The 22,557-nt window shown below is 43.7% G+C and carries 24 protein-coding genes; 14 read left to right on the top strand and 10 right to left on the bottom strand.

Annotated features, from left to right (window positions below; translation table 11 throughout):
- Nucleotides 1-21 precede the first annotated feature (21 nt).
- Genes fcl through cysQ form a run of 4 tightly spaced genes read right to left on the bottom strand, consistent with a single transcriptional unit; the run spans nt 22 to nt 4,035 of the window.
- Nucleotides 22-954 carry a GDP-L-fucose synthase gene (gene fcl / locus P0M28_RS12965; RefSeq protein WP_302210334.1) on the bottom strand — a complete coding sequence of 311 codons (933 nt, stop codon included), beginning with the start codon at nt 952-954 and terminating at the stop codon, nt 22-24.
- A 29-nt stretch (nt 955-983) separates the two neighbouring features.
- Entirely contained in the window at nt 984-2,096 is a 1,113-nt protein-coding gene (gmd, locus tag P0M28_RS12960) for a GDP-mannose 4,6-dehydratase (RefSeq protein WP_302210333.1), read from the bottom strand.
- Nucleotides 2,097-2,100: 4 nt separating this feature from the next.
- Nucleotides 2,101-3,192, bottom strand: a complete 1,092-nt coding sequence (locus P0M28_RS12955; RefSeq protein ID WP_367281910.1) for a mannose-1-phosphate guanylyltransferase — start codon at nt 3,190-3,192, stop codon at nt 2,101-2,103.
- Nucleotides 3,193-3,240: 48 nt separating this feature from the next.
- Nucleotides 3,241-4,035 (bottom strand): 3'(2'),5'-bisphosphate nucleotidase CysQ, encoded by a 795-nt coding sequence (gene cysQ, locus P0M28_RS12950; protein ID WP_302210332.1) that lies wholly within the window; start codon nt 4,033-4,035, stop codon nt 3,241-3,243.
- Between the two features lie 102 nt (nt 4,036-4,137).
- Here cysQ and P0M28_RS12945 point away from each other — a divergent pair, with 102 nt between their 5' ends.
- Complete coding sequence (locus P0M28_RS12945; protein ID WP_302210331.1) at nt 4,138-4,656, top strand: hypothetical protein; 519 nt, start codon at nt 4,138-4,140, stop codon at nt 4,654-4,656.
- A gap of 119 nt (nt 4,657-4,775) precedes the next feature.
- Here P0M28_RS12945 and P0M28_RS12940 read toward each other — a convergent pair whose 3' ends face one another.
- The gene (locus tag P0M28_RS12940) at nt 4,776-5,327 is read right to left on the bottom strand and encodes a D-glycero-alpha-D-manno-heptose-1,7-bisphosphate 7-phosphatase (protein WP_302210330.1); all 552 of its coding nucleotides are present in this window, start codon (nt 5,325-5,327) and stop codon (nt 4,776-4,778) included.
- 114 nt (nt 5,328-5,441) lie between these two features.
- Here P0M28_RS12940 and P0M28_RS12935 point away from each other — a divergent pair, with 114 nt between their 5' ends.
- Complete coding sequence (locus P0M28_RS12935) at nt 5,442-6,197, top strand: polyprenol monophosphomannose synthase (protein ID WP_302210329.1); 756 nt, start codon at nt 5,442-5,444, stop codon at nt 6,195-6,197.
- On the opposite strand, the gene P0M28_RS12930 is transcribed toward P0M28_RS12935, so the two are convergent.
- Nucleotides 6,181-7,416 carry an ABC transporter permease gene (locus P0M28_RS12930; protein WP_302210328.1) on the bottom strand — a complete coding sequence of 412 codons (1,236 nt, stop codon included), beginning with the start codon at nt 7,414-7,416 and terminating at the stop codon, nt 6,181-6,183. The genes P0M28_RS12935 and P0M28_RS12930 overlap by 17 nt on opposite strands.
- A 102-nt stretch (nt 7,417-7,518) precedes the next feature.
- Here P0M28_RS12930 and P0M28_RS12925 point away from each other — a divergent pair, with 102 nt between their 5' ends.
- The 4 genes from P0M28_RS12925 to P0M28_RS12910 are packed head-to-tail and all read left to right on the top strand — an operon-like array spanning nt 7,519 to nt 10,860.
- Complete coding sequence (locus tag P0M28_RS12925; RefSeq protein ID WP_302210327.1) at nt 7,519-8,778, top strand: exo-beta-N-acetylmuramidase NamZ family protein; 1,260 nt, start codon at nt 7,519-7,521, stop codon at nt 8,776-8,778.
- Between the two features lie 18 nt (nt 8,779-8,796).
- Complete coding sequence (locus tag P0M28_RS12920) at nt 8,797-9,402, top strand: HAD hydrolase-like protein (RefSeq protein WP_302210326.1); 606 nt, start codon at nt 8,797-8,799, stop codon at nt 9,400-9,402.
- A 1-nt stretch (nt 9,403) separates the two neighbouring features.
- Nucleotides 9,404-10,372, top strand: coding sequence for a methionyl-tRNA formyltransferase (fmt, locus tag P0M28_RS12915; protein WP_496060944.1), 969 nt, complete (start codon nt 9,404-9,406; stop codon nt 10,370-10,372).
- Nucleotides 10,369-10,860, top strand: coding sequence for a dihydrofolate reductase (locus P0M28_RS12910; protein ID WP_302210324.1), 492 nt, complete (start codon nt 10,369-10,371; stop codon nt 10,858-10,860). Before fmt ends, P0M28_RS12910 begins: the two co-directional genes overlap by 4 nt.
- On the opposite strand, the gene P0M28_RS12905 is transcribed toward P0M28_RS12910, so the two are convergent.
- Nucleotides 10,857-11,135, bottom strand: a complete 279-nt coding sequence (locus tag P0M28_RS12905) for a hypothetical protein (protein WP_302210323.1) — start codon at nt 11,133-11,135, stop codon at nt 10,857-10,859. The two genes, P0M28_RS12910 and P0M28_RS12905, sit on opposite strands and share 4 nt — an antisense overlap.
- Before the next feature lie 189 nt (nt 11,136-11,324).
- Here P0M28_RS12905 and P0M28_RS12900 point away from each other — a divergent pair, with 189 nt between their 5' ends.
- Genes P0M28_RS12900 through P0M28_RS12875 form a run of 6 tightly spaced genes read left to right on the top strand, consistent with a single transcriptional unit; the run spans nt 11,325 to nt 16,276 of the window.
- The gene (locus P0M28_RS12900) at nt 11,325-11,732 is read left to right on the top strand and encodes a hypothetical protein (protein ID WP_302210322.1); all 408 of its coding nucleotides are present in this window, start codon (nt 11,325-11,327) and stop codon (nt 11,730-11,732) included.
- A gap of 10 nt (nt 11,733-11,742) precedes the next feature.
- The gene (locus tag P0M28_RS12895; RefSeq protein ID WP_302210321.1) at nt 11,743-12,120 is read left to right on the top strand and encodes a response regulator transcription factor; all 378 of its coding nucleotides are present in this window, start codon (nt 11,743-11,745) and stop codon (nt 12,118-12,120) included.
- Nucleotides 12,117-13,337, top strand: a complete 1,221-nt coding sequence (locus tag P0M28_RS12890) for a YaiO family outer membrane beta-barrel protein (protein WP_302210320.1) — start codon at nt 12,117-12,119, stop codon at nt 13,335-13,337. The genes P0M28_RS12895 and P0M28_RS12890 overlap by 4 nt, the downstream gene beginning before the upstream one ends.
- A gap of 2 nt (nt 13,338-13,339) precedes the next feature.
- Nucleotides 13,340-14,383 carry a HEAT repeat domain-containing protein gene (locus P0M28_RS12885; protein WP_302210319.1) on the top strand — a complete coding sequence of 348 codons (1,044 nt, stop codon included), beginning with the start codon at nt 13,340-13,342 and terminating at the stop codon, nt 14,381-14,383.
- Nucleotides 14,384-14,413: 30 nt separating this feature from the next.
- On the top strand, nt 14,414-15,862 hold the full coding sequence (locus tag P0M28_RS12880; RefSeq protein ID WP_302210318.1) for a glycosyltransferase family 2 protein: 1,449 nt from the start codon (nt 14,414-14,416) through the stop codon (nt 15,860-15,862).
- 51 nt (nt 15,863-15,913) lie between these two features.
- Nucleotides 15,914-16,276, top strand: a complete 363-nt coding sequence (locus tag P0M28_RS12875; RefSeq protein WP_302210317.1) for a hypothetical protein — start codon at nt 15,914-15,916, stop codon at nt 16,274-16,276.
- On the opposite strand, the gene P0M28_RS12870 is transcribed toward P0M28_RS12875, so the two are convergent.
- Nucleotides 16,266-17,318: an endonuclease/exonuclease/phosphatase family protein gene (locus P0M28_RS12870; protein WP_302210316.1), complete on the bottom strand. Its 1,053-nt coding sequence runs from the start codon at nt 17,316-17,318 to the stop codon at nt 16,266-16,268. The two genes, P0M28_RS12875 and P0M28_RS12870, sit on opposite strands and share 11 nt — an antisense overlap.
- A 27-nt stretch (nt 17,319-17,345) precedes the next feature.
- A complete protein-coding gene (serS, locus tag P0M28_RS12865; protein WP_302210315.1) occupies nt 17,346-18,620 on the bottom strand; it encodes a serine--tRNA ligase in 1,275 nt (424 codons plus the stop codon).
- A 289-nt stretch (nt 18,621-18,909) separates the two neighbouring features.
- Here serS and rho point away from each other — a divergent pair, with 289 nt between their 5' ends.
- Nucleotides 18,910-20,730 (top strand): transcription termination factor Rho, encoded by a 1,821-nt coding sequence (gene rho, locus P0M28_RS12860; RefSeq protein WP_302210314.1) that lies wholly within the window; start codon nt 18,910-18,912, stop codon nt 20,728-20,730.
- A gap of 73 nt (nt 20,731-20,803) precedes the next feature.
- Entirely contained in the window at nt 20,804-21,070 is a 267-nt protein-coding gene (locus tag P0M28_RS12855; protein WP_302210313.1) for a hypothetical protein, read from the top strand.
- Between the two features lie 104 nt (nt 21,071-21,174).
- On the opposite strand, the gene P0M28_RS12850 is transcribed toward P0M28_RS12855, so the two are convergent.
- Complete coding sequence (locus tag P0M28_RS12850) at nt 21,175-22,389, bottom strand: NAD(P)-dependent oxidoreductase (RefSeq protein ID WP_302210312.1); 1,215 nt, start codon at nt 22,387-22,389, stop codon at nt 21,175-21,177.
- Between the last annotated feature and the right edge of the window lie 168 nt (nt 22,390-22,557).

Below are 22,557 nucleotides of genomic sequence, written 5' to 3'. Positions count from 1 at the left end.
AAAAGAAACATTATAAAACTATCAAACCGCTACCTCTTCCCGATACTGCTGGTAGACAGAGGTAATGCCTTCGCGCAAGCTGATTTTATGCTTCCAGCCGTGGCGGTGGAGCTTACTTACGTCCATTAGTTTGCGGGGCGTGCCGTCGGGTTTGGAAGTATCATGGGTTAGCTCACCTTCAAAACCGACAATATCCTTAATTAGCAGGGCTAAGTCTTTGATGGCAATATCTTCTCCGGTACCGATGTTCACCAGTTCGGGTTCGCTATAATGTTCCATCAGGTAAACACAAGCTTCCGCCAGATCATCCACGTGCAGGAATTCCCGCTTAGGACTACCTGTTCCCCAAATTTCTACATTCTCCGCCCTACTTTCTTTGGCTTCGTGGAACTTACGAATTAATGCGGGCAATACGTGGGAGTTGTTGAGATCATAGTTATCGTTAGGCCCGTACAAGTTGGTCGGCATGGTAGAGATAAAATCGCAGCCGTACTGGGCGCGGTAGTTCTCACACATCTTGATTCCGGCAATCTTGGCAATGGCGTAAGGCTCATTGGTTGGCTCGAGCAACCCGGTGAGCAAATACTCTTCCTTTAAAGGCTGAGGAGCCATTTTGGGATAAATACAAGATGAACCCAGAAATTGTAATTTCTTCACTCCTTGCACGTAGCTCTGATGAATCACATTATTCTGGATCATCAGATTGTCGTATAAGAATTCGCCCCGGTAGGTATTGTTGGCGTGAATTCCGCCTACTTTGGCTGCTGCCAGAAATACGTAATCTGGTTTTTCTTCAGCAAAAAAATCGGCCACTGCCTGCTGGTTTCGCAAGTCTAGCTCAGCCGAACGGCGAGTGACAAAATTTTGGTAACCTTTGCCCTGTAGGTTTCGCATAATAGCGGAGCCGACCATCCCTCGATGACCGGCAATATAAATTTTCGCTTCTTTCTCCACTGTAAACTTTATTTAGGTTTGATGTGTGCTTATTCGTGGTAGTTGAACACTTTGTGCCCACCTTTCAGTAAGAATTTATCTCGTTTGAAAAGCTCGACATCCGATTGAATCATATCTTCTACTAAGCCTTTCAAGTCAAACTCTAGTTCCCAACCTAATTGTTCTTTTGCTTTGGTAGGATCACCAATGAGCAATTCCACTTCGGTAGGGCGATAATACGTAGGATCTACCTGCACCACTACTTTGCCTTCGGGTAGCTGATAATCGGGATTGGAGCAGCTAACTACTTTTCCGGTTTCGTTTTCCGCGGTGCCTTCAAACGCAAGTTCAATTCCTAGTTCAGCGAACGACATTTTTACAAAGTCACGTACGGTGGTAGTCATTCCCGTAGCGATTACGTAGTCTTCGGCTACTTCCTGCTGAAGAATGAGCCACATTGCTTGTACGTAGTCTTTGGCGTGACCCCAGTCGCGTTTAGCATCCATGTTCCCCAGGTAGCAGCAATCTTGTAAACCGAGGGCAATTCGAGCTGCCGCCCGGGTAATCTTACGGGTTACGAATGTCTCACCCCGAAGTGGCGACTCGTGGTTGAAGAGTATTCCGTTGACCGCGTACATATCGTAGGCTTCGCGGTAGTTTACGGTAATCCAGTAGCCGTACATTTTAGCTACGGCGTAAGGTGAGCGCGGATAAAACGGGGTCTTTTCACTTTGAGGAACCTCCTGCACTAATCCGTACAGTTCGGAAGTAGATGCTTGGTAAATCTTCGTTTTCTTCTCTAGCCCTAAAATACGCACCGCTTCTAAAATACGTAGCGTTCCCAGACCATCTACGTTAGCCGTATATTCCGGTGTATCGAAGCTCACCTTTACGTGCGACATCGCTCCCAAATTATAAATCTCATCAGGCTGCACCTCTTGCACAATTCGAATGATATTGGTAGAGTCCGTCAAATCCCCGTAGTGGAGCTTCAGACGAAGATCCTTTTCGTGGGGATCTTGGTATAAGTGATCAATCCGGTCGGTATTGAATAATGAAGTACGACGCTTGATGCCGTGTACTTCGTAACCTTTTTCTAACAGAAATTCAGTAAGATAGGCGCCGTCCTGTCCAGTTACGCCCGTGATAAGTGCCTTTTTCATAATGCTATACGTATGCGGTTAAACCTTTTTCTTTAATATCATTTAAAAATTTCTTGACCATTTGCTCTTCATCTTTGCTGCAAATCATCAGGGCATCATCGGTCATAATTACTATATAATTTTCTAAGCCTTGTACCACTCCAATTTTATCTTTTGGAACCTTGATGAAGGAGTTGCTAGTGCCGTAGGTCATTACCTCACCTAAGGTACTGTTACCTTGTTCATCTTTTTTCTGCTCACCATCAATAGACTTCCAGGTTCCTAAATCAGTCCAGCCAATGTCGGCGGGCATTACGTAGACATTATCGGCTTTTTCTAAAATGCCGTAGTCAATGGAAATGTTGATACAAGTGTTGTAGGCGGATTTGATAAAATCAGTTTCTTGATCCGTATAGTAAGCATCCTGACCGGCTGTGAAGAGAGCATTTACATCAGGCAAGTTTTGCTCATAGCTCTTTTGGATAGCCGCCCGACTCCAGACAAAAATACCAGAGTTCCACACAAAATTCCCTTGTTCCAAGAATTCCTCAGCCGTAGCCCGGTCGGGTTTCTCCTTGAAAGCGGCTACTTTGTGTACTCCATCTGTCTTTGCCTTTTCGTACTCAATGTAACCGTACCCAGTATCCGGTCGGGTAGGTTGAATGCCGAAAGTGATTAGGTAATCGTTTTTGCTAGCAATGTCTAGGGCTTGGGTAGCCAACCGAACAAATTCATTTTCCTTCACAATCAGGTGATCGGCGGGAGAGACAATCAGGTTAGCATCCGGGTTTTTCTGAGCAATTTTATGAAAGGCGTAAGCAACACAGGGTGCAGTATTCCGCAAATCAGGTTCCAGTAGAATCTGGTCATCAGTTATTTCTGATAACTGCTCCTTGATTAGCCCGTAGTAGTCCTGATTAGAAATGATATAAATATTTTCGGTCGGGCAAATTTTCTGAAGGCGGCGAAACGTAGATTGTAGTAGTGATTCGCCAATCCCAATTACATCGTGAAACTGCTTGGGAAACTGCTGGCGACTGACGGGCCACAAACGGGTGCCAACTCCACCTGCCATGACTAGCGCAAAGTTGTTATTCATTTGAAATTTTTTCTTCAAAAAGTTAAATTTATTGCAAAAGTAATGGGTATTGCCCTAAATTAAAAGTCAACTCTTCGGAAGTACAAGGAAACTGCCATTTCTTAACGATTCCTTATTATACGTGAACAACTCCGGACCGGTACCTTGCAGAACTTTTCCTCCAGCACCTTCTACTATGGCTTGCCCGGCGGCGGTGTCCCACTCCATCGTCGGGCCGTGGCGATAGTAGATGTCCGCTTTTCCTTCGGCTACCATACAAAACTTGAGTGAACTGCCCCGAGCCATGCTTTCGGTTACGCCGTATTCATTCAATACGGCTTCTTCCTCTTCGGAAGCATGACTGCTGCTACGGACGGCTACTCGGTTTTCAGCCTGATGCCTTACGCTTAGCGGATAAGGCTCGGCCGACGACTCTCGCTTGAACGTTCCTGCATTAACATCAGAGGCGTAGCCTTCCTGGGAGGCATAATACAGTTCTTCGGTAACCGGGGTGTAAATAACACCTACCACCGGACGGTGATTATGAATTAGGGCGATGTTAACGGTGAACTGCCCGTTACGCTTAATAAATTCTTTGGTGCCGTCTAGTGGATCAACCAGCCAAAAAGGATTCCAATCTTTGCGCTCCTCGTAAGCAATGTCTTTCCCCTCTTCGGAGATGATTGGAATGTTAGAAAAATGTTCCTTGAGCCCCGCAACAATAATTTCGTGAGAGGCACTATCGGCTAAGGTGAGGGGGGAATCATCATCTTTAAAATTGACTACCTGCGAGAAATCGCTATCATGGTAGATTTCCAGAATTTTCTGTCCGGCAGTAATCGCAATGTTTAGTAAAGGGGCAATCCGAACGGATACGTCCATGTTGTGTAGTTTGGTTTGTTTGGAGGTGTAAAACTAATTGATTTGATGCAATAAAAAAGCGTATATTGGCAACCTTCGTTACATGGATAAATGCTTGATTGAATGGAAGATAATCGCGTTCGTATTCGTATTGCCTGGAATAATTGTGAATTTGAGGTGGAAGGATCTCAGCAATACGTAGATACTTATTCGGATACTATTAAAGCATTTACCGATATTTTGAAGGCTTCGGCTAATGAGCCAACGGAAAAAGATACTCCAACCAAGGGTCAGCAAATATCTATTTTCGAACAGCCTATCGCTGCTCCAACGGTCAAAACCAATCCCGACGGACTGGAAGTTCCCTCTTCGTTTGGTGAGTTCTATCATAAAGCCCCCAAAAGTATTAATAAAACCGATATTGTGCTGCTCGCCAGCTACTTTATCCAGTCACAAAACAATGAAAACACGTTCACCACTCGGGAAGTGAATAAGCTGCTTCGCGACCACGGTATCGATCTCACTAACACCGCTCACTTTAATAAGCTGAATCAAGACTATAAAAAGGTATTTAAAATGCGCCAAGGGCAGTACAAAGTAAGCGAAGAAGGCGTGAAGCATCTTATTGAAATATTGCGGTAGCCATTCTAGTGTTACTGTGCGAAGTGTTAGAGTGCTTAGTTGTTAAAGACTTTTGATGCAACTTGAGTTTTTCTATATAAGAAAACTATAACATCTTAACACTAAGCACCTCGATTCTGCTATCCGACAATAATTTTCACCGCCCCCACTAAATCAGCAACAACATACTGACCAACCGTCTCTATTTCATTTTTAGCCTCCGATTTCCGGTCTTCGGACTCCCTTACGACTCGAATAGTTTGCAATCCCAGCTTGTTAGCCGGAATCAGGTCGCGTTCGGCATCGCCAATCATCCACGATTGACCAATGTCAGCATTGAAGCGGGCAATGGCCTTTTCCAACATTAAACTGTCAGGCTTCCGAGTGAGCGATTCGGTGACACTGGGGTGATGGGGTGCATAGTAAATTTTTTCAACTAAGTGCCCAGTCGTCATCTGCATAAAATCGTGGCAAGCTTGCATATGCTGGCGGGTATAAACTCCCTTCGCAATACCCGACTGATTGGTGATTACGATCCGATGAAATCCTGCGTCCCGCAACATCCGTAAAGCTACCGGAACGCCTGGTAAGATTTTAAAATTCTCCAGTTCGTAAGCGTAATTCACCCGATCACGATTAATAACTCCATCTCGATCTAAAAAAACACAAATTGACTTTTGAGTCGTAGCCACGTTATTTTTTGTTAAAAACTCCAGCTTAGTACAAGATTACTCCGCAAATATTGTTTTAATTGTACCAATAAGCTGCTAATTTCGCAATCTTTTGTTAACAAGCCCTCTAAAGTCTTGCGTGAAAATCTAGTTATTGTTCCTACGTACAACGAGAAAGAGAATATCCAACTGTTACTCAGCAGCATTTTATCGTTAGCCGTAAACTTTGATGTGCTGGTAGTAGATGATGGATCGCCCGATGGCACCGCCGACTTGGTGCGGGATATGCAACCGGGCCACGACGGCCGGATTCACCTGATTGAACGAGAGGGAAAACTGGGATTGGGAACGGCCTACATTCGCGGGTTTCAGTTCGCTCTGGAGCAGGGCTACGAGTACATTTTTGAAATGGATGCAGATTTCTCGCATGATCCGGCTGACTTGGTGCGGCTTTACCGAGCCTGTGCCGACGATGGGTACGATTTGGCCGTAGGCTCGCGCTACGTAACTGGCGTAAATGTAGTTAACTGGCCCATTCGCCGAGTATTGGTATCGTATTTTGCCAGCCAATACGTAAAGTTTATTACCGGAATGCCAATTAATGATGCTACGGCTGGGTTCAAATGCTACCATAGAAGCGTACTGGAAGCCATTCGCCTGAACCAGCTTCGGTTTGTAGGTTACGCCTTTCAAATTTCTATGAAATTCAATGCCTGGATGTACGGCTTCAAAATTAAAGAAGTACCGATTATCTTCACCGATCGCACCCGAGGGGAATCTAAAATGTCGTCAAAAATTTTCTGGGAAGCTTTCGGCGGGGTAATCCATATGAAGGTTCGTAGTCTTTTTCGAAAGTATCACCTTCCTGCATTGGCTAGTCAAAGCGAATAGCCCGAATGGGTTGGATTCGCAAAATTATTGCGGTCGGAATGCTGAGAACCAACCCGATAGTACCAAACGTAAGGGCATTTACGAACAGAATGGCGGTGAAATCCCACTGAATTGGCACAAACTCCATGTAGTAGTTTTCCGGATCGAGCGGTACAATTTTGAAGTAATACTGCAAAACTCCAAAACCAATTCCAATAACGTTACCCAATACCATACCCCGCATAATTAACCGCATTCCGTTGTAGGTAAATATCCGACGAATCTGTCGATTCTTGGCTCCAATAGCCTTGAGTAACCCAATCATCTGGGTACGTTCCATAATTAAGATCAACAGAATACTGACAATATTGAAGCAGGCCACAAAGAGAATTAGCACTAGAAAAATTATCACATTATTGTTAATCAGCTCCAGCCACTCGAACATTTGCACGTACTTATCGCTGATTTTTTCTACGTAGAGACTGTAGTCTAGCTCATTTTGTAGCATGGTTTCGGCTTCGGCCAAATCGTCGGTATCGGTTAGATAAACTTCAAACCCACCCACCAGCGTATCCGACCAATTATTCAGACGCTGAATTAAACCAATGTCGCCGATAATCACCTGGTCGTCAAATTCTTCCAGCCCAGTGTAGTAAATACCTTTCACGGTAAGCTTACGCTGGCGAGGAGTAGGCGGATCAACAAAATACATCCGAACCGCATCACCCGTATCTACTTCCAAAATATTAGCAATCTTCCGGCTGATCAGCACATCGGTAGAGTAACCAGTCGTAGCGGTAGAATCCTGATTAAATTGGATAAACTCACCCTTCTCTAAATTGCGCTTGAAGCGAACACTATCGAAGTTAGGGCTAACCCCCTTCATAAAAACTCCGTACCACTCGGTATCTGATTTTAAAATGCCCGCCTTATGACTGAATACCTGCACATGATCGATGTAATCGTATTGTTCCGGGTTCCGGTAAAGCGGATTGTTGAGCGACACCGGTTCTTCTTGCATAGCATTGTTCAGTGTATACTTTGTTACCTGAATATGCCCGCTGAACGTGTATATTTTATCCTTAACCTCTTTCCGAAAGCCACTTAAGATCAGGAACGAAATAATCATCAGAGCCAGACCAAGTGCGATACTCGCTACTGCAATCTGGTTGATTGTAGCCGAAAATGAGCGATTCTCAGTCTTACTAATGCGTTTGGCAATGAAATAGGGAAGATTCAAGGAAAAAGTACGTTACTTTACAATTTAGTAGAATGTTGTTTTTTCTGATGCAAAAATACACGAAGTTTTGATTGATGAATAACGATAGATGATTAATGACTGATGAATTTATTTTACCTTACATATATCGCTGTGATTCTGGGGCTCTTAACCGGATGCCAGCCATCTGAAAGTGGTGTCGCCAATGCCAGTACCCCAAGTGCTGAAGTTGAACTTCCTATTTTACCCGCCGCTTATCAAACTAAGACGTATGTACCTCTTTTGAAAGATAATCGGGTAGGGATGGTGGTCAATCACACTTCGCTAATCGATACTACACACTTGGTGGATTCCTTACTTTCGCTGGATGTAAATATCACCCAGATTTTTGCTCCTGAACACGGTTTCCGGGGAGAAGCCGCCAATGGAGAGGAAGTACAGGATGCGACTGATGTGCGAACCGGATTGCCGATTGTATCGCTCTACGGAAAAAACCGCAAGCCCACAGCGGCACAGTTGCAAAATATTGATGTCGTGATTTTTGATATTCAAGACGTGGGCGCGCGGTTCTACACCTACATCAGCACCATGCACTACGTAATGGAAACCTGTGCCGAAGAAGATAAACGTATGGTGATTTTGGATCGCCCCAATCCCAATGGCTTTTACATTGGGGGGCCGGTTCGTGAACCCGAACAGAAGTCTTTTTTAGGAATGCACCCTATTCCTATTGTTCATGGCCTCACGGTAGGAGAGCTAGCGAAAATGATTAACGGCGAAGGCTGGCTTACCGATAGCTTGCAGTGCGATGTAGAAGTTATTCCGGTAAAAAATTATACTCACGCCGATCGTTATGCACTGCCTGTGCGCCCCTCGCCTAATTTACCTAACGATCAAGCGATCAATCTTTATCCATCACTTTGCTTGTTTGAAGCTACAAGTTTCAGTTTGGGACGGGGCACTGAGTTTCCTTTTCAGGTGCTCGGAAACCCCAATCGAGCTATCCAGCAGAGCATTCTAACCGAATATCCTTCGTTTGATTCTATTCAATTTACTCCCCAGGATATTCCCGGAGTCGCTTTTGACACCAAACATCGGGGTGAACTTTGTTACGGGGTTGATCTGCGAGAAATTCCTCTCTTAGAAGACTTTACCCTAAAGTTTCTAATGGATTATTATCAGCAAGCCCAAGCCCACGGCATGTCCAACGAAGAATTCATTGATCGCTCCGATGCCTTTGCATTACTCGCCGGAAACAAAACCCTACAAAAGCAAATAGAAGCAGGCAAAAGCCTAAAAGAAATTGAGCAAAGCTGGGAACCTGAGCTTTCGGAGTACAAAGAAATGCGGAAAAAGTATTTGCTGTACGAGGACTTTGAGTAAAGCGTTGACTGAGCACTTATGAAAACATTAATCATTGATCTAGATCATACTATATTTGATCCCCGTACCATCCGTTTTCAGGATATAGGACACCTCTTTAGCGTATTTGCTCAGCAAATTTCGCCTATCAGTCAGCAAGAAGCTCAGAAAGACTTTTTTTTTCTTTCTACAAATAATTTCATTGACAAATACAGTCTTGACAAGTCGGTACTTCGCTTGGAATTAGAACGTACCAAATTAGATGTAAAGCTTGATGTTTTGCCATTTGAAGACTATACCTTTGTCCAAAGAATGAAGGTTCGTAGAGTTCTTTTAACCAGTGGAATTACTGCTTTCCAAAATCTTAAGATTAATAGTTTAGGCATCAAAGATGATTTTGCTGAAATCTGCATCAACGACCCGTTGGATAATGTTCCAGATGGGAAGCTGGTTGTTATGCAGCAGCTAAAAAACCAAACGGAAGATGCAGAAAACAATTTGGTCGTGATTGGAGATAATCTTGAAGAGGAAATAAAGTATGGACAGTCTTTGGGATTGAGGTCTATACTGATTGATCGGGTGGGAAATAGCGAAAGCCTGTACGACTGTGAAAGTATATCTTCATTTGAGGAGCTAGTTTTGTAATATTATGCACCAAACTCGAATTATTTTTATGGGCACACCGGAGTTTGCGGTTTCATCGCTGCAAATTTTAGTGGAAAATCAGTCGTTCGGCGATCCGACGCTCGGCGATCCGATTGAAGTGGTAGCAGTAATTACGGCACCCGATAAACCGAAGGGGCGAGGGAGGAAAATTGCTTATTCCCCCGTTAAGCAGTATGCCCTTACGCAAGATATTCCGGTGCTGCAACCTACGAACTTGAAAAACCCTGATTTTTTAGAAGAATTAAAAAGCTACGAAGCTGATCTACAGGTAGTAGTTGCTTTCCGAATGCTGCCTGAGGTTGTTTGGAATATGCCAACTCAAGGCACTTTCAATCTCCATGCATCGTATTTGCCGCAGTATCGGGGAGCGGCCCCAATTAATTGGGCAATTATCAATGGTGAAACCGAAACAGGCGTAACCACCTTTATGATCCGTCATGAGATTGATACGGGTAATATTCTCTTCCAAGACAAAGAGCCAATTTACGCCGACGATACGGCTGGGACGCTGTATGAACGTTTGATGAAAAAAGGTGCCAAGCTGGTATTGAGAACAGTAAAGGCGATTAGCCAAAATAATTATGCCCTTACTCCACAAGAAGATATTTCAGACCTAAAACCTGCTCCCAAGATTCATCGGGAAACCTGCAAAATTGATTGGAATCAATCTGCCGAACAGATTCGTAACTTTGTGCGAGGGCTTTCTCCTTATCCGGCAGCCTGGACGGAACTCACCTTGGCCGGTGGAGAGAAAAAGAACTGTAAGGTATTCCTGCTAAATCATACCGATTTAGCAGAAACTGACCAAGCTCCCGGCGATTTTGCTACAGATAATAAATCGTACTTGCACATGCGGGCACAGGATGGCTGGTTGGCGATAGAGGAGCTTCAACTAGAAGGAAAAAGACGAATGATGATTGACGAATTTTTACGAGGAACAGCGTTATGATTAAATCGATAATGGTAGCCCGATCTGATAATCATGTGATCGGTAAAGACAATGACTTGGTGTGGCATATGCCCGCCGATTTAAAATACTTCAAAGAAACCACCAGCGGCCACTTTGTAACAATGGGGCGAAAGACCTATCAGTCAGTAGATAAACCACTACCCGGTAGACTCAACATTATTATCACCCGGCAAGATGATTTTTATCGGGAGAATTGCCTGGTAACTCATAGTTTAGATGAAGCCCTAGCTATAGGTGAGCAAAATGGTCAGCGAGAGATGTTTATACTTGGTGGTGCCCAAATTTATAAACTCGCCTTAGACGTAGCCGATCGTATCTACCTTACCGAAATTCACGGTGAATTTGAAGGCGATACCTTCTTCCCAGAAATTGATTCCAGTATTTGGCAGGAAGTAAAACGGGAAGACCACGAAGCCGACGAAAAGAATCCCTACCCTTATTCATTTGTGGTACTTGAGCGGTACTAAAGTGGACTGCTGTCCAGGTTTTCTATTGCCTCAAACAAGTTGGCCTCCATCGCTTCAAATTGCTCTAAGGCCTTAGTGAGAAAATTGCTCTGCACTATTTTCTGAATATCTTCCTGTCCGCTAATCTCCAATTCGGGCACTTTATAGGTCTGTTCAATCCAGCCTCGTTCTAGTTTGATTAAGTATTTGCCGTTCCAGTGAAAGATGGTGATTTTACACTGAGTATGGGGAATTTCTCCGATGATTCGCATAGCTACTACCTGATTTAATTCCAAAAATAGGAATTAATTCCCTCACTGGTACAAATCTACTCACTTCTCCCCCTCATAATCTTACTTCTCCAGCGATTTATTACATTAGCACACAACTTGATTATATTATTTTTATATGATACATAACTTATTTTATTTTGTACTATGCTAAAAGCATATAAAATATTGCTAATAACTTACTTTGCTGTCGTTATGGGATGCGCTAATGCAGAAGCATTATTAGCTAATTCTCCGCCGGCGCTAGCCTTACTTATAAAGTCGGGGGTAAAAAATACTGCGAAATCGTCGTCATCTGATGCTTCGTTTGCTGACTATTCCCATACCTCTTATAAAATCACTCAATCAACCCGAAAAATTAATACGGCACTTGTTCGTAAAGGAGCTGATTTGCTAGTTCATTTTAGTAAACCCAATAATCAGGTAGTGATGCAAGTGACAGATGTTCAGGGAAAAGTAGTTAATGCTACCCATCACGCCAATATGGAAGCAGGGTTCTACGAGATTCCGGTGCTTCCCTCCAACAATGAACCGTCGCTGTATTTTGTCTCACTAATCGTCAACCAACAGGTTTATTCATTTCAAGTATCATTTCGACCATAATTACCCGCTCATGGATACTGCTAAAATACTAATCGCTGAAGATGATGAAGCTCTACTAAATATGATTGCTTTCAAGCTGAAAGGCGAAGGGTTCTCCCAAATATTTCATGCTTACGATGGCAAACGAGCCAAGCGAGTAATTCAGGAAGAAAAGCCTTCCGTGATTATTACCGATATTCTTATGCCTTTTGCCTCTGGATTGGAAGTGATTAGTTACGTGAGGTTGGAACTGGATTACGATCCGTTCATCATCGCCTTGTCAGCTATGGATACCCCCCAAGCTGAAGCGGAAGCTTATGATCTCGGAGCCAACTACTATTTGGCTAAGCCCTTCAATTTGCAAGGCTTGGTCGATCAGGTAAAGCAGATAATACCCGTAGTTTTATGAAAAACGTTAATATACATATCACCCTAATTTCTTTAATTACGCTAGTTACCTCGGGGCAGCTCTTCAGTCAATCAATGAATGCTGATAGTTTGTACACTACTGCCCGGTCTCAAGCCTATGCTCAGCAATATGATTCAGCAGTAGCCAATCTACGGGTGTTGCTGGCCAACCACCCTGAGCGGTACGATGCTCACCTTCTGCTATGCTCAATCTATAGTTGGGAACGGGAATTTGAACAGGCGCGCGCTGCTTATCAAGTAATTTTGAAGCAGTACCCTACGGTAGAAGTTTATCGTGGAGCCGGACGAGTAGAAATGTGGGATGCTGCTTGGGCCGATGCCCTTACTATATTTAACCAAGGATTAAGCAGTTATCCTGGCGATACAGTACTCACATTACTCAAAGCACAGACACTGGCTCAACTAGGACGAACCGAAGAAGGGATAATACTGCTGGAAGACATGCTCCCTTCGCCACAAGCCGACAGTTTGCTGCATGAACTTCGTCCTCAAAATGCTAAAAATGCGATTCGGGCTAGCTACTACTACGCGAACTTTGATGAGATTTTTACCCCTTGGCATATTGGCAGCTTAGAATATGAACGCCGCACTAAACTCGGGCCAGTCATCGCGCGGGTGAGTCGCGCTCGTATGTTTGATCAAATTGGTCAGCAAGCGGAGTTAGACTTTTACCCTAAAATTGCTTCTCGTACTTACGCCTACCTCAATTTCGGAATATCGGATCGAACGGTATTTCCCAATTTGCGCTGGGGAGGTGAAATTTTTCAAGGAGTTGGTGCGAGTACCGAAATATCGGGTGGAATGCGAATGTTATATTTTGAACCGGCTACTGTACGTATTTACACTGCTCAACTAGGTCATTACGCCGGTTCTCACTGGATTTCTGCTCGGGGTTTTCTAACGAACATACAAGAGGCTAGCAACGCCGCCGGAGCTTTCACTTACCGGAGATACATTCGGCATAGCGATCAGTACTTTAGCTTGTATGCCAACTACGGCAATGCTCCGATACAAGTAGTGAGCTTACCCGAAATACTACGGGTGAATACGCAAAGGTTGGGCATTGATTATAAACATGCTTTTTGGCAACGCACGCTACTGGTACGTTTAATGGCTGAGTATCAGTGGGAAGAGTATGTTGAGCTTCGTCAGGTAAACCGTTGGGGACTTGAGTTTGGGTTAGAGAAAAGATTTTAATTATGATAGTCGCCATTCAACTAGAAACATTACTATCCGCTCATGGATTGCTGCTGGGCATCGCTGCTTTTCTTGTATCTGTTTGCCTCATCCTAGTGATAATCCTGTATGTCCGTCGCACTATTTCGGTAGCTAAAGAAAAGAAAAGAAGCGATCTACAGTTCCGCTATCAGTATTTGCTGTACGATGCTCTAGTCGAAGCGCAAGCAGAAAATGCTTCAACTAATTTTTTAGAAGTAGCCTTACAACTATTCCAGCGAGAACAAAAACAAAATAAATACATTGATCAGCAAATCCTGACCGATATTATTCTTAACCTTAAGAAGAGTCTCAGTGGTTCAGCTCAAAACCAGCTTCTCCGCTTGGCTCATGCTTTGGAGCTACCAGAGTACTCATTAAAAAAACTGCGAGAACGGAAATTTAGCGTGCGAGCCCAAGGCTTACACGAAATTAGTGCGCTACAGGTAGATCGTCCGGAGGTGAAAAAAGAGATAGAATCTCTAAATCCAGCCGATACGTCACACATGGCTCAAGAGGTTATTTTAGCACTGGCTAAGCTAGACTCATCCCCTAATTTGGCATTCTTGAGTAGCCTAAATACCCCATTAAGTGAATGGCTACAAATCCGCTTACATCATTACTTACGCAGTATTGAAAGGCACCAACTTCCTAACTTTAGCCGGTGGCTTACTTCTGAAAATGAAAGCATTGTGCTATTTGCCCTCCGTATGATTGCGGAGTTTCAACAGCATTCGGCAGGTAAAGCCGTGCTGCATCAACTTGGTAGTTCCTCTCCATTGATTACTGCCGAAGCCATCAAGACAGTAGGGCAGCTCCAGCTTTCGGAAGCTATACCTACGCTTATGAATTTGGCTCAGCACGAAGATACCGACGTTCAGTTGGCTAGCCTGCAAGTGATAAGCCAGTTGGGAAATCAGCAACAGGCTACTAGTTTGAGTCATCTTCACCAGCACCCTAATTACTGGGTAAGAAGAGCTACTTCTAAGGCAGTAGCCCAGCTTCAATCTAACGCAGAATCATTGTAATTATCGCTCCAACATCACAAGCAGATTGTTATGAAAGAAATTGCTATCGATAGTATTACGTACATTGCTGAGAACCTGATCTTGATCTACGGGCTAATCCTGGCCGGCTTCTCTATTTTCCTTTCTATTGTTGGTTTAACGGAAATCAGAAAATACCTTAAAGGCAGTCGCCTGGATGATCCACAAGCCCTACTGTCTTCTCCTCTTATTCCGAAAATTTCGTTAGTGGTGCCAATGTACAATGAAGGGCAAACCATTATCGATAGCGTACGTTCGCTCTTATCCCTACAGTACAATAACTACGAAGTAATTGTAGTAAATGACGGTAGCACCGATGAGTCGTTGCGTAAAATGATAGAGTACTTTCAACTAGTGCCAACCCACCTGGAAAGTAATTATGAGTTATCTACCAAGAAGGTACGTTGCTTGTACAAGTCGCGCCAAAAAGTTTTTGGCCGGCTCACGGTAATTGATAAGACGAATGGTGGCAAGGCTGATGCATTAAATGCCGGATTGAACCATGCCGAGGGTAAACTGGTAGCCACTATGGATGCTGACTCTATTATTGCCCCGAATGCTCTACTCAAAATGGTAAAGCCCTTTTTGCAGGACTCTAAGCGAGTGATTGCCACGGGTAGTATGATCCGTATTGCCAATTCTTGCACAATTGAAGACGGAAGTTTGGTTAAAATACAATTGCCCAAAGGTTGGTTGGCTCGGTTTCAAGCGTTGGAATATATTCGGGTATTTCTTCTCAGCCGCTTGGGGTGGAGTCGGTTGAATGGTCTATTAATCATTTCGGGAGCTTTTGGTCTGTTTGATCGAGAAATTGTGGTAAAAGCCGGGGGGTACTACACCAATACGGTAGGCGAAGATATGGAGCTAACGATACGAATGCGCCGATACATGCATGAAAACAACCTACCTTACAAAGTAATCTATATACCCGACCCACTGTGCTGGACTGAGGCCCCGGGAAATATAGCCCAACTTAGTCGGCAACGTAACCGCTGGGCACGGGGCACTGCCGAAACCTTAATCAAACACCGAGGGCTACTACTTAATCCTAAATATAAACTGATGGGCTGGTTGAGCTACCCTTATTGGTTGTGCTTTGAGTTTTTAGCTCCATTTGTTGAGAGTATTGGCTTGGCTTACTTTCTAACGTTAGCAATAGTAGGTCAGCTAGATTGGACTAATTTTTTATTCTTTTTAATTATAATATATTTCTTCTCAGTACTGTTGTCCTTAATTGCATTAGTAGCCGAAGAATACTCTTATCATAAGTACCAACATACGTCAGATATGGCCAAGCTTATTCTGACTGCTCTGCTGGAACCTATATTTTATCACCCTATTATTTTGGTTAATTCATTAAAGGGAAATCTAGATCTTTTAGTTGGAAAGAAAAGTTGGGGTGACATGCAGCGCCGAGGGTTTACTAAGCAACAAGAGAAGTTACCAAAAAAGGTGGCCTGATAGTTTTATCTATCAATATCTTTATTCTATGTCGCTTTACTTTATGTCGCTATGTCAGAACATTCACTGTATCGTAATACGGTAGACCATCAGCTATCCAAGGTTGCTGAAAATGATCGGGATTTTAAGAAACAACTGGTAGTTATCTATTCCGATTATATGCGGGATATTCCCCATGATTTTGCCCGTTTGGCTGAGCAAAGAAACTTAACAGGTATTGCAGAGCTTCATCATAAGCACAAAACAACCTGCCACGTATTGTCCCTTCAGGCACTTTCTGATGCTTTTGCTGAGGCGCGCGATATACTAAAAAAAGAAACAGCTAAGGAGGTATCGTTGAATAGTTGCACTGAAAAAGTTACTAATATTTGCCACAATACGCTCACGCAACTCCAAGAAATTATCAGCTCCTGATTTTCTCGATCTTCTCTTTCGCCAATTCCCGACCTAGCTGATCGGTCTTAGACTTCTCTTGCTCGTATTGAGCGGTGGCCTCATAGTTTACCCTAATGTAAATAGGTAAATGATCAGACCCGTAGGAAGGTAGCCGTTTTAGCTCTACCAACTTGAAATGGTTAGAAATAAAAACATGATCTAGTGGCCACCGCATAAGCGGGTACTTTGCGTGAAAGGTGCTATAAAAGCCTCGCCCCATTCTCGGGTCGAGCAACCCGCTGATTCTAATAAACAAACGGGTAGAGTACGACCAAGCTACATCGTTCAAATCTCCGGCCACCAGCGTAGGCTCGTCGGCCTTGATAATATTTCTACCTAAAATAAGTAACTCAGCATCGCGCTCAGTAGAAGTTTCGCTTTCGGTGGGGCTGGGGGGTTCAGGGTGTAAGCAATGGAGGTTTATCGGCTGGCCTGAAGGTAGAATTACTTTGCCGTGGAATGATGGGATATCGGGTTTAACTAAGAATCTAATATCGAAATCTTCTAACTTGAATTTAGCGTACAGCAACATGCCGTAGGTGTTTTCCAACGGATACTCCAAATAGTGATTATATTTTTGCCGGATGGGTGCCATTTTCGTTTTCCACCATTCGTCAGTTTCAACCATTAGTAGCACATCGGGGTCAACCGACCTGATTCGCTCCAAACACTCTTCAATATTCCGATTATACATTAAAACATTGGTCACCATCAAGCCAATAGCATTGTCACCGATGTGCTGTTGGGTTTGCTTCACCTGCGATCCGGCTGCCGGAGTATACGGGTAGATAATAAACGCCTGGTATATCAGACACCCAATTTGCGTGAGAATAAACAAAATGTTAAACCAACCCTGCACCGGAAAAAAAATAACCAGACTCAGAAATAGCAGGAGATTCACAATGGTAATCTGAACGTGCGGAAAATCAAACCCTCTTACTGCCCAATGGTCGTGCTTTATGAGAGGTAATAACGTAGCTACCACGAATAAACTACCTATTACGTATAGGACAATCTTCATGGCAAAACGGTAATTTGGTTTTGGTTGTTAGCTAATAGTATCAAATCCGGTGTAGGGGACAAGCACCTCTGGCACTTTAACCCCGTCAGCAGATTGATTGTTTTCTAAAATAGCCGCTACAATCCGGGGAAGTGCTAGTGCACTCCCGTTGAGGGTATGCAGCATCTGGGTTTTATTGTTTTCATCTTTATAACGAAGTTTGAGACGGTTGGCTTGGTACGTCTCTAAATTACTTACCGAACTTACTTCGAGCCATTTTTGCTGAGCAGCCGAATAGACTTCCAAATCATAAGTGAGCGCGGCGGTGAAGCCCATATCGCCCGCACAAAGTTTTAGCACCCGGTAAGGAAGTTCTAATTGATCCAGTAACTGACGAGCGTGTAGTAACATTTCTTCTAAGGCTTGATACGATTGTGCGGGATGACTAACTTGCACAATCTCTACTTTATCAAACTGATGAAGACGGTTCAGCCCCCGAACGTGTGCTCCCCACGAGCCAGCCTCGCGCCGAAAACAAGGAGTATATCCGGTATTTTTCATCGGCAAATCTGCTTCTCGTAAAATTATGTCCCGGTACATATTCGTGATAGGCACTTCCGATGTAGGAATCAGGAATAGCTTTTGATCTACCACCTCGTACATTTGTCCCTCCTTGTCGGGTAACTGTCCGGTTCCGTAGCCGGAATCTTCGTTAATTAGTAGTGGAGGTTGCACTTCTAAATAACCTGCTTCTCGCGCCTTATCCAAAAAGAAATTAACCAATGCCCGTTGCAGTTGGGCTCCTTTTCCCTTATAAACCGGAAAACCCGCCCCAGAAATTTTATTGCCTAAGGCAAAATCAATGATATTGTACTTCTCAATGAGCTCCCAGTGCGGTAGTGCCCCCTCTGGTAGGGTTGGAAGTTCGCCACTTTCCAGCACCACTTCGTTATCTTCGGCCCGCATTCCTTCCGGCACACTCTCGTGAGGAAGGTTAGGAATATTGTAGAGTGCTTGCTGCAGTTGCTCCTCGTATCTGCGTAGGGTTTCAGTCAGCGTTTTGGAACTATTCTTTAGCTCAGCGGTTTTTAACTTTACAGCTTCAGCTTCCTCGCGCTTTTCTTCTTTCATAAGCTGGCCGATCTGTCGCGACAGATTGTTAGATGCTGCCAGCGTTTCGTCTAGCTTGGCTTGGGTTTCTTTTCGCGATTGGTTTAGTTTTACTACCTGATCAACTAAGTGTTGAGCATTGGCTAGGCCCCGTTTTATCAGACCTTGTACGGTAGCTGCTTCGTTATTGGCAATGGTTGCGATAGCTAACATGTTCTTTCAAAATTTTAGAAAGAAACGAAGTACGAAAAAATGCTTTAGAAAAGAAAAGGGCGGAGGTGAATTAAGTCGGAAGGTATGGATAAAATTCACGGATAATTGCTTGACAAATAGCAACCGATGGTCTATACTTGCACTAGCAAACCAGGAGAAGCAAAGCGTCTTTGCATTCCACTCCAAATTCAGTGCGCTGCATTATCCTATAATATCCATTTATTTAATGTCCTTATCCTTCGGCTTCACTGCTGAATTTCCAAATTTTTAGTATTACGCATTCCAATTTATGTACAACATTGATGAATTACAGGTTCGCTTGCTCTCCGAGTTGCGGGAAATAGCCGAGCAGATGGGATTGTCCAATTACAAGAAACTCAACAAAAAAGATCTTATCTACAAAATTCTGGACCAGCAGGCTATTCTGCCAGAAGACCAGCTTCCGCAAAAAAAGGAAAGGGCAAATGAAGAGTCAGATGCTACTTCTCCCAGCAAAGACGCTGATACTGAGAGTGCTGCTTCACCCAAACCAGAGAGTAAACCCAAACGGCGGCGCCCTAAAAAAGCAAAGAGTGCAACGGCTGAATCAGACCAAAACACCGAAAAAGAGCCTAAAGAGGATAGTAGCAATCAGCAAAAACCGCCGAAAGAAAGTGAAGCGTTTCAGCGTAAGCGTAAGCGGGTAAACGTAACCGAAACCGAAGATAGTGGTAGTGGTAGCACGGATGCGCCCAGTAGCACGAACGACCTGCTAGAATCTTTTGATATTGAAATGGAGGAAGTAGGAGAAACTAAAGACCCTCCCGAAAACAAAGTAAAAGACGAGCGAAACAAGCAGGATCGTTCAAATGATAATAACGATCGATCTAACGGCGACTCGCGAAAAGGTCGTGATAACCGCGACTCAAGAAATTCCCGCGATCAGCGGGATGGTAACCGCGATAAAAAGCGAAACGACGACAAAAAGCAAAACCAGATGGTGCCGATCAAAGAATTTGACGGGGCTATTGAGAACGAAGGGGTGCTGGAGATTATGCAAGATGGCTACGGCTTTCTGCGTTCATCGGATTATCACTATTTGGCCAGCCCCGACGATATTTATGTGTCACCTTCCCAGATTAAATTATTTGGGCTGAAAACCGGAGACACTGTACACGGGCAAATTCGTCCGCCCAAAGAAGGCGAAAAATACTTTGCGCTACTGAGGGTGTCATCCGTTAACGGAAAAACTACCGAAGATATTCGTGATCGGGTTCCGTTTGAGTACCTTACCCCACTTTTTCCCGAACAGCGCCTGAACTTATCTACCAAATCGGGGCATTACTCTACCCGAATTTTGGATCTATTCGCTCCTATTGGAAAAGGGCAACGGGGTATGATTGTTTCGCAGCCGAAATCAGGTAAAACGGTACTGTTGAAAGAAATAGCGAACGCCATTGCCGAAAATCATCCGGAAGTATATCTCATTATTCTACTGATTGATGAACGCCCGGAAGAGGTAACCGACATGGCCCGATCCGTGAAAGCGGAAGTAGTTGCCTCAACCTTCGATGAGCAAGCAGAAAAGCATGTGAAAGTGGCTAGTATTGTACTAGAGAAAGCCAAGCGTATGGTAGAATCCGGTCATGATGTAGTGATTTTGCTCGATTCTATTACTCGTCTCGCCCGAGCGTACAATACTACGGTACCATCTTCTGGTAAAATTTTGTCGGGTGGGGTAGATGCCAACGCACTGCACAAACCGAAGCGATTCTTCGGAGCGGCTCGAAACGTAGAAAACGGCGGTTCCCTTACCATCATTGCTACGGCACTGATTGAAACCGGTTCTAAAATGGACGAAGTGATCTTCGAGGAGTTTAAAGGAACGGGTAATATGGAGCTACAGCTAGATCGTAAGCTTTCTAATAAGCGAATCTACCCGGCAATTGATGTTCCGGCTTCGGGTACGCGTCGTGAAGATCTGCTGATGGATAAAGAAGAGCTATCGCGGGTTTGGATTTTGCGGAAGCTTATGTCTGACATGACTTCCAACGAAGCCATTGAGTTCTTACTATCTCGAATGAAAGGAACTCAGAACAACGAAGAGTTCTTGATTTCTATGAATGGGTAACTTTTCTTGATTGTACCCCTGTCAACATTCTCGTGGTATTATCGTATAACTAATTGAGAAAAAACTTACCTATATGAAGAATGAGGACAGAGTTGTAGAGCTATTAGCTGAAAGTCTGAAAAGACAAGATCAGATAATTGAGCGAATGGATCGGAATGAAAGCAAACAACAAAAATACAACGAAGTTGTCGCAGAAAAGATAGATAACCTTACTAGCGTGATGAAGAATTTTAAGGAGATTGTATTCAGTCAACATAGCTCTTTCAACAGTATCAAAGAAATACTTCTAAATCAGCAAGAAGAGATAAAGTCAATCAATTTATTTTTAACTAATGTTTGAAATGCTAAAGAGGAGATCAGCAAAATTAAAGAAAGGTTAGACCAATTAGAGTCATCGCGATAGAATTACCATTTGTATATAAGCCAGCCTAGTCGCTGGCTTTTTTACTCCTTCCCATCTACAAAATCTTGCAGATAGCGATAGGGTTCGGTTAGCTTACCATTCTTCGTAATGGTAGCTCGGGCAATCATTCCACCTTCGTCACTCCCAAGCAAATTGGGTAAGACCTGCGCTATTAATGCTTCACCGAAAGCATGAGAGGCATCGCGGGGTAATTCCGAGGGTAAATTATCAACCGCCATCACGGAAACGGTATTCTGAGGCTGATAAGGATCAACTACCTGATCGTTCCGAGCATCATAATCATAGATTGGATTATCAATGGTAGAAGGTTGTTTGGTGGAAGGGATAGAACCTTCAATATCGCAGGTAATGTCGGCAATCACTTTGATCTTAAAGTCCTCTTTCAGCATTTCATCCCGATAAAATAGCACGGGTGAGTTGGAGTCCCAGTAGGCTCCGGCAATCAACAGATCAGTTTGGTGAGCGAAGGGTAAAAATCCGGGCACAAACTGCTCAGGATAATCGTAGAACTCCTGCTTACGAAATGGTTTGCCGTCTTTTTTACGATTATACTGAGTTACTTCTAGCTGGGTATATACTGGTTCCTGATAATCCTGCTTCAGATAGCCAGTAGCATCTACCTGACGAATGCCTACCTCATTAAGCACTTCCGTAGCTCCCTGAGCAACTCGTCCGGTACCGGTAATAGCAATTTTGATAGCGGGTAATTTAATCTTTGCGTATTCCGTCCGTAAGTCAGCCAGGTCAAAGCAATCTTTGGCTCGCCGGATGTCGTACAAACCAAACTTTTTTCCAAAAGTGTATAAACCGTTGTATGCTCCCACAATGCCGGCAAATCGGCCGAAAGCCACTACCCGCTGGTTTTTCTGATTGGTGAGTCGCTCGTAGTCGATCAGGCGAATATTTTTCTCCAGAATAGCCCGCAGTAAATCCCGATTGTAGGCTTGTTTTTTAATAGTATGAGAGAAGAATAGATAGCTTTTTCCAGCAATCAGTTGGTCAATGGGTACCTCTTTCACTCCCATCAGAATATCGGCTGATTGTACGGAGTCTACCACTGGAATATTTGTTTGGCGGTATTCTTCATCAGGAAAACAGCGTAATGTGCTACTCTGGCAAAGTACTTCGGTACCAAATTTTTCTTGAACTTGTACAGCTTGATCGGGCGTTAGCGGAACCCGATGGTCTACCGGAACCTTATCTTCCCGGATTAATGCAATAGTTGGTTGAGCCATCTAAAAAAAGAAGTGTATAAAGTGCAATGATTTAGTAGGATTACAATTACGAAAGTACTGAAAAGTTCGTGGATGTGGGAAGCCCTTTTGTTTTTAGTCAGATAATAAGCGAGCTAACAAACCACAGAAGAACCAGTGATAGATTTGTTCCGAATAAATTTAACACAT

This window comes from Tunicatimonas pelagia (assembly GCF_030506325.1).
Lineage (GTDB): Bacteria > Bacteroidota > Bacteroidia > Cytophagales > Cyclobacteriaceae > Tunicatimonas > Tunicatimonas pelagia.
This window is presented reverse-complemented; position numbering and strand designations above follow the sequence as displayed.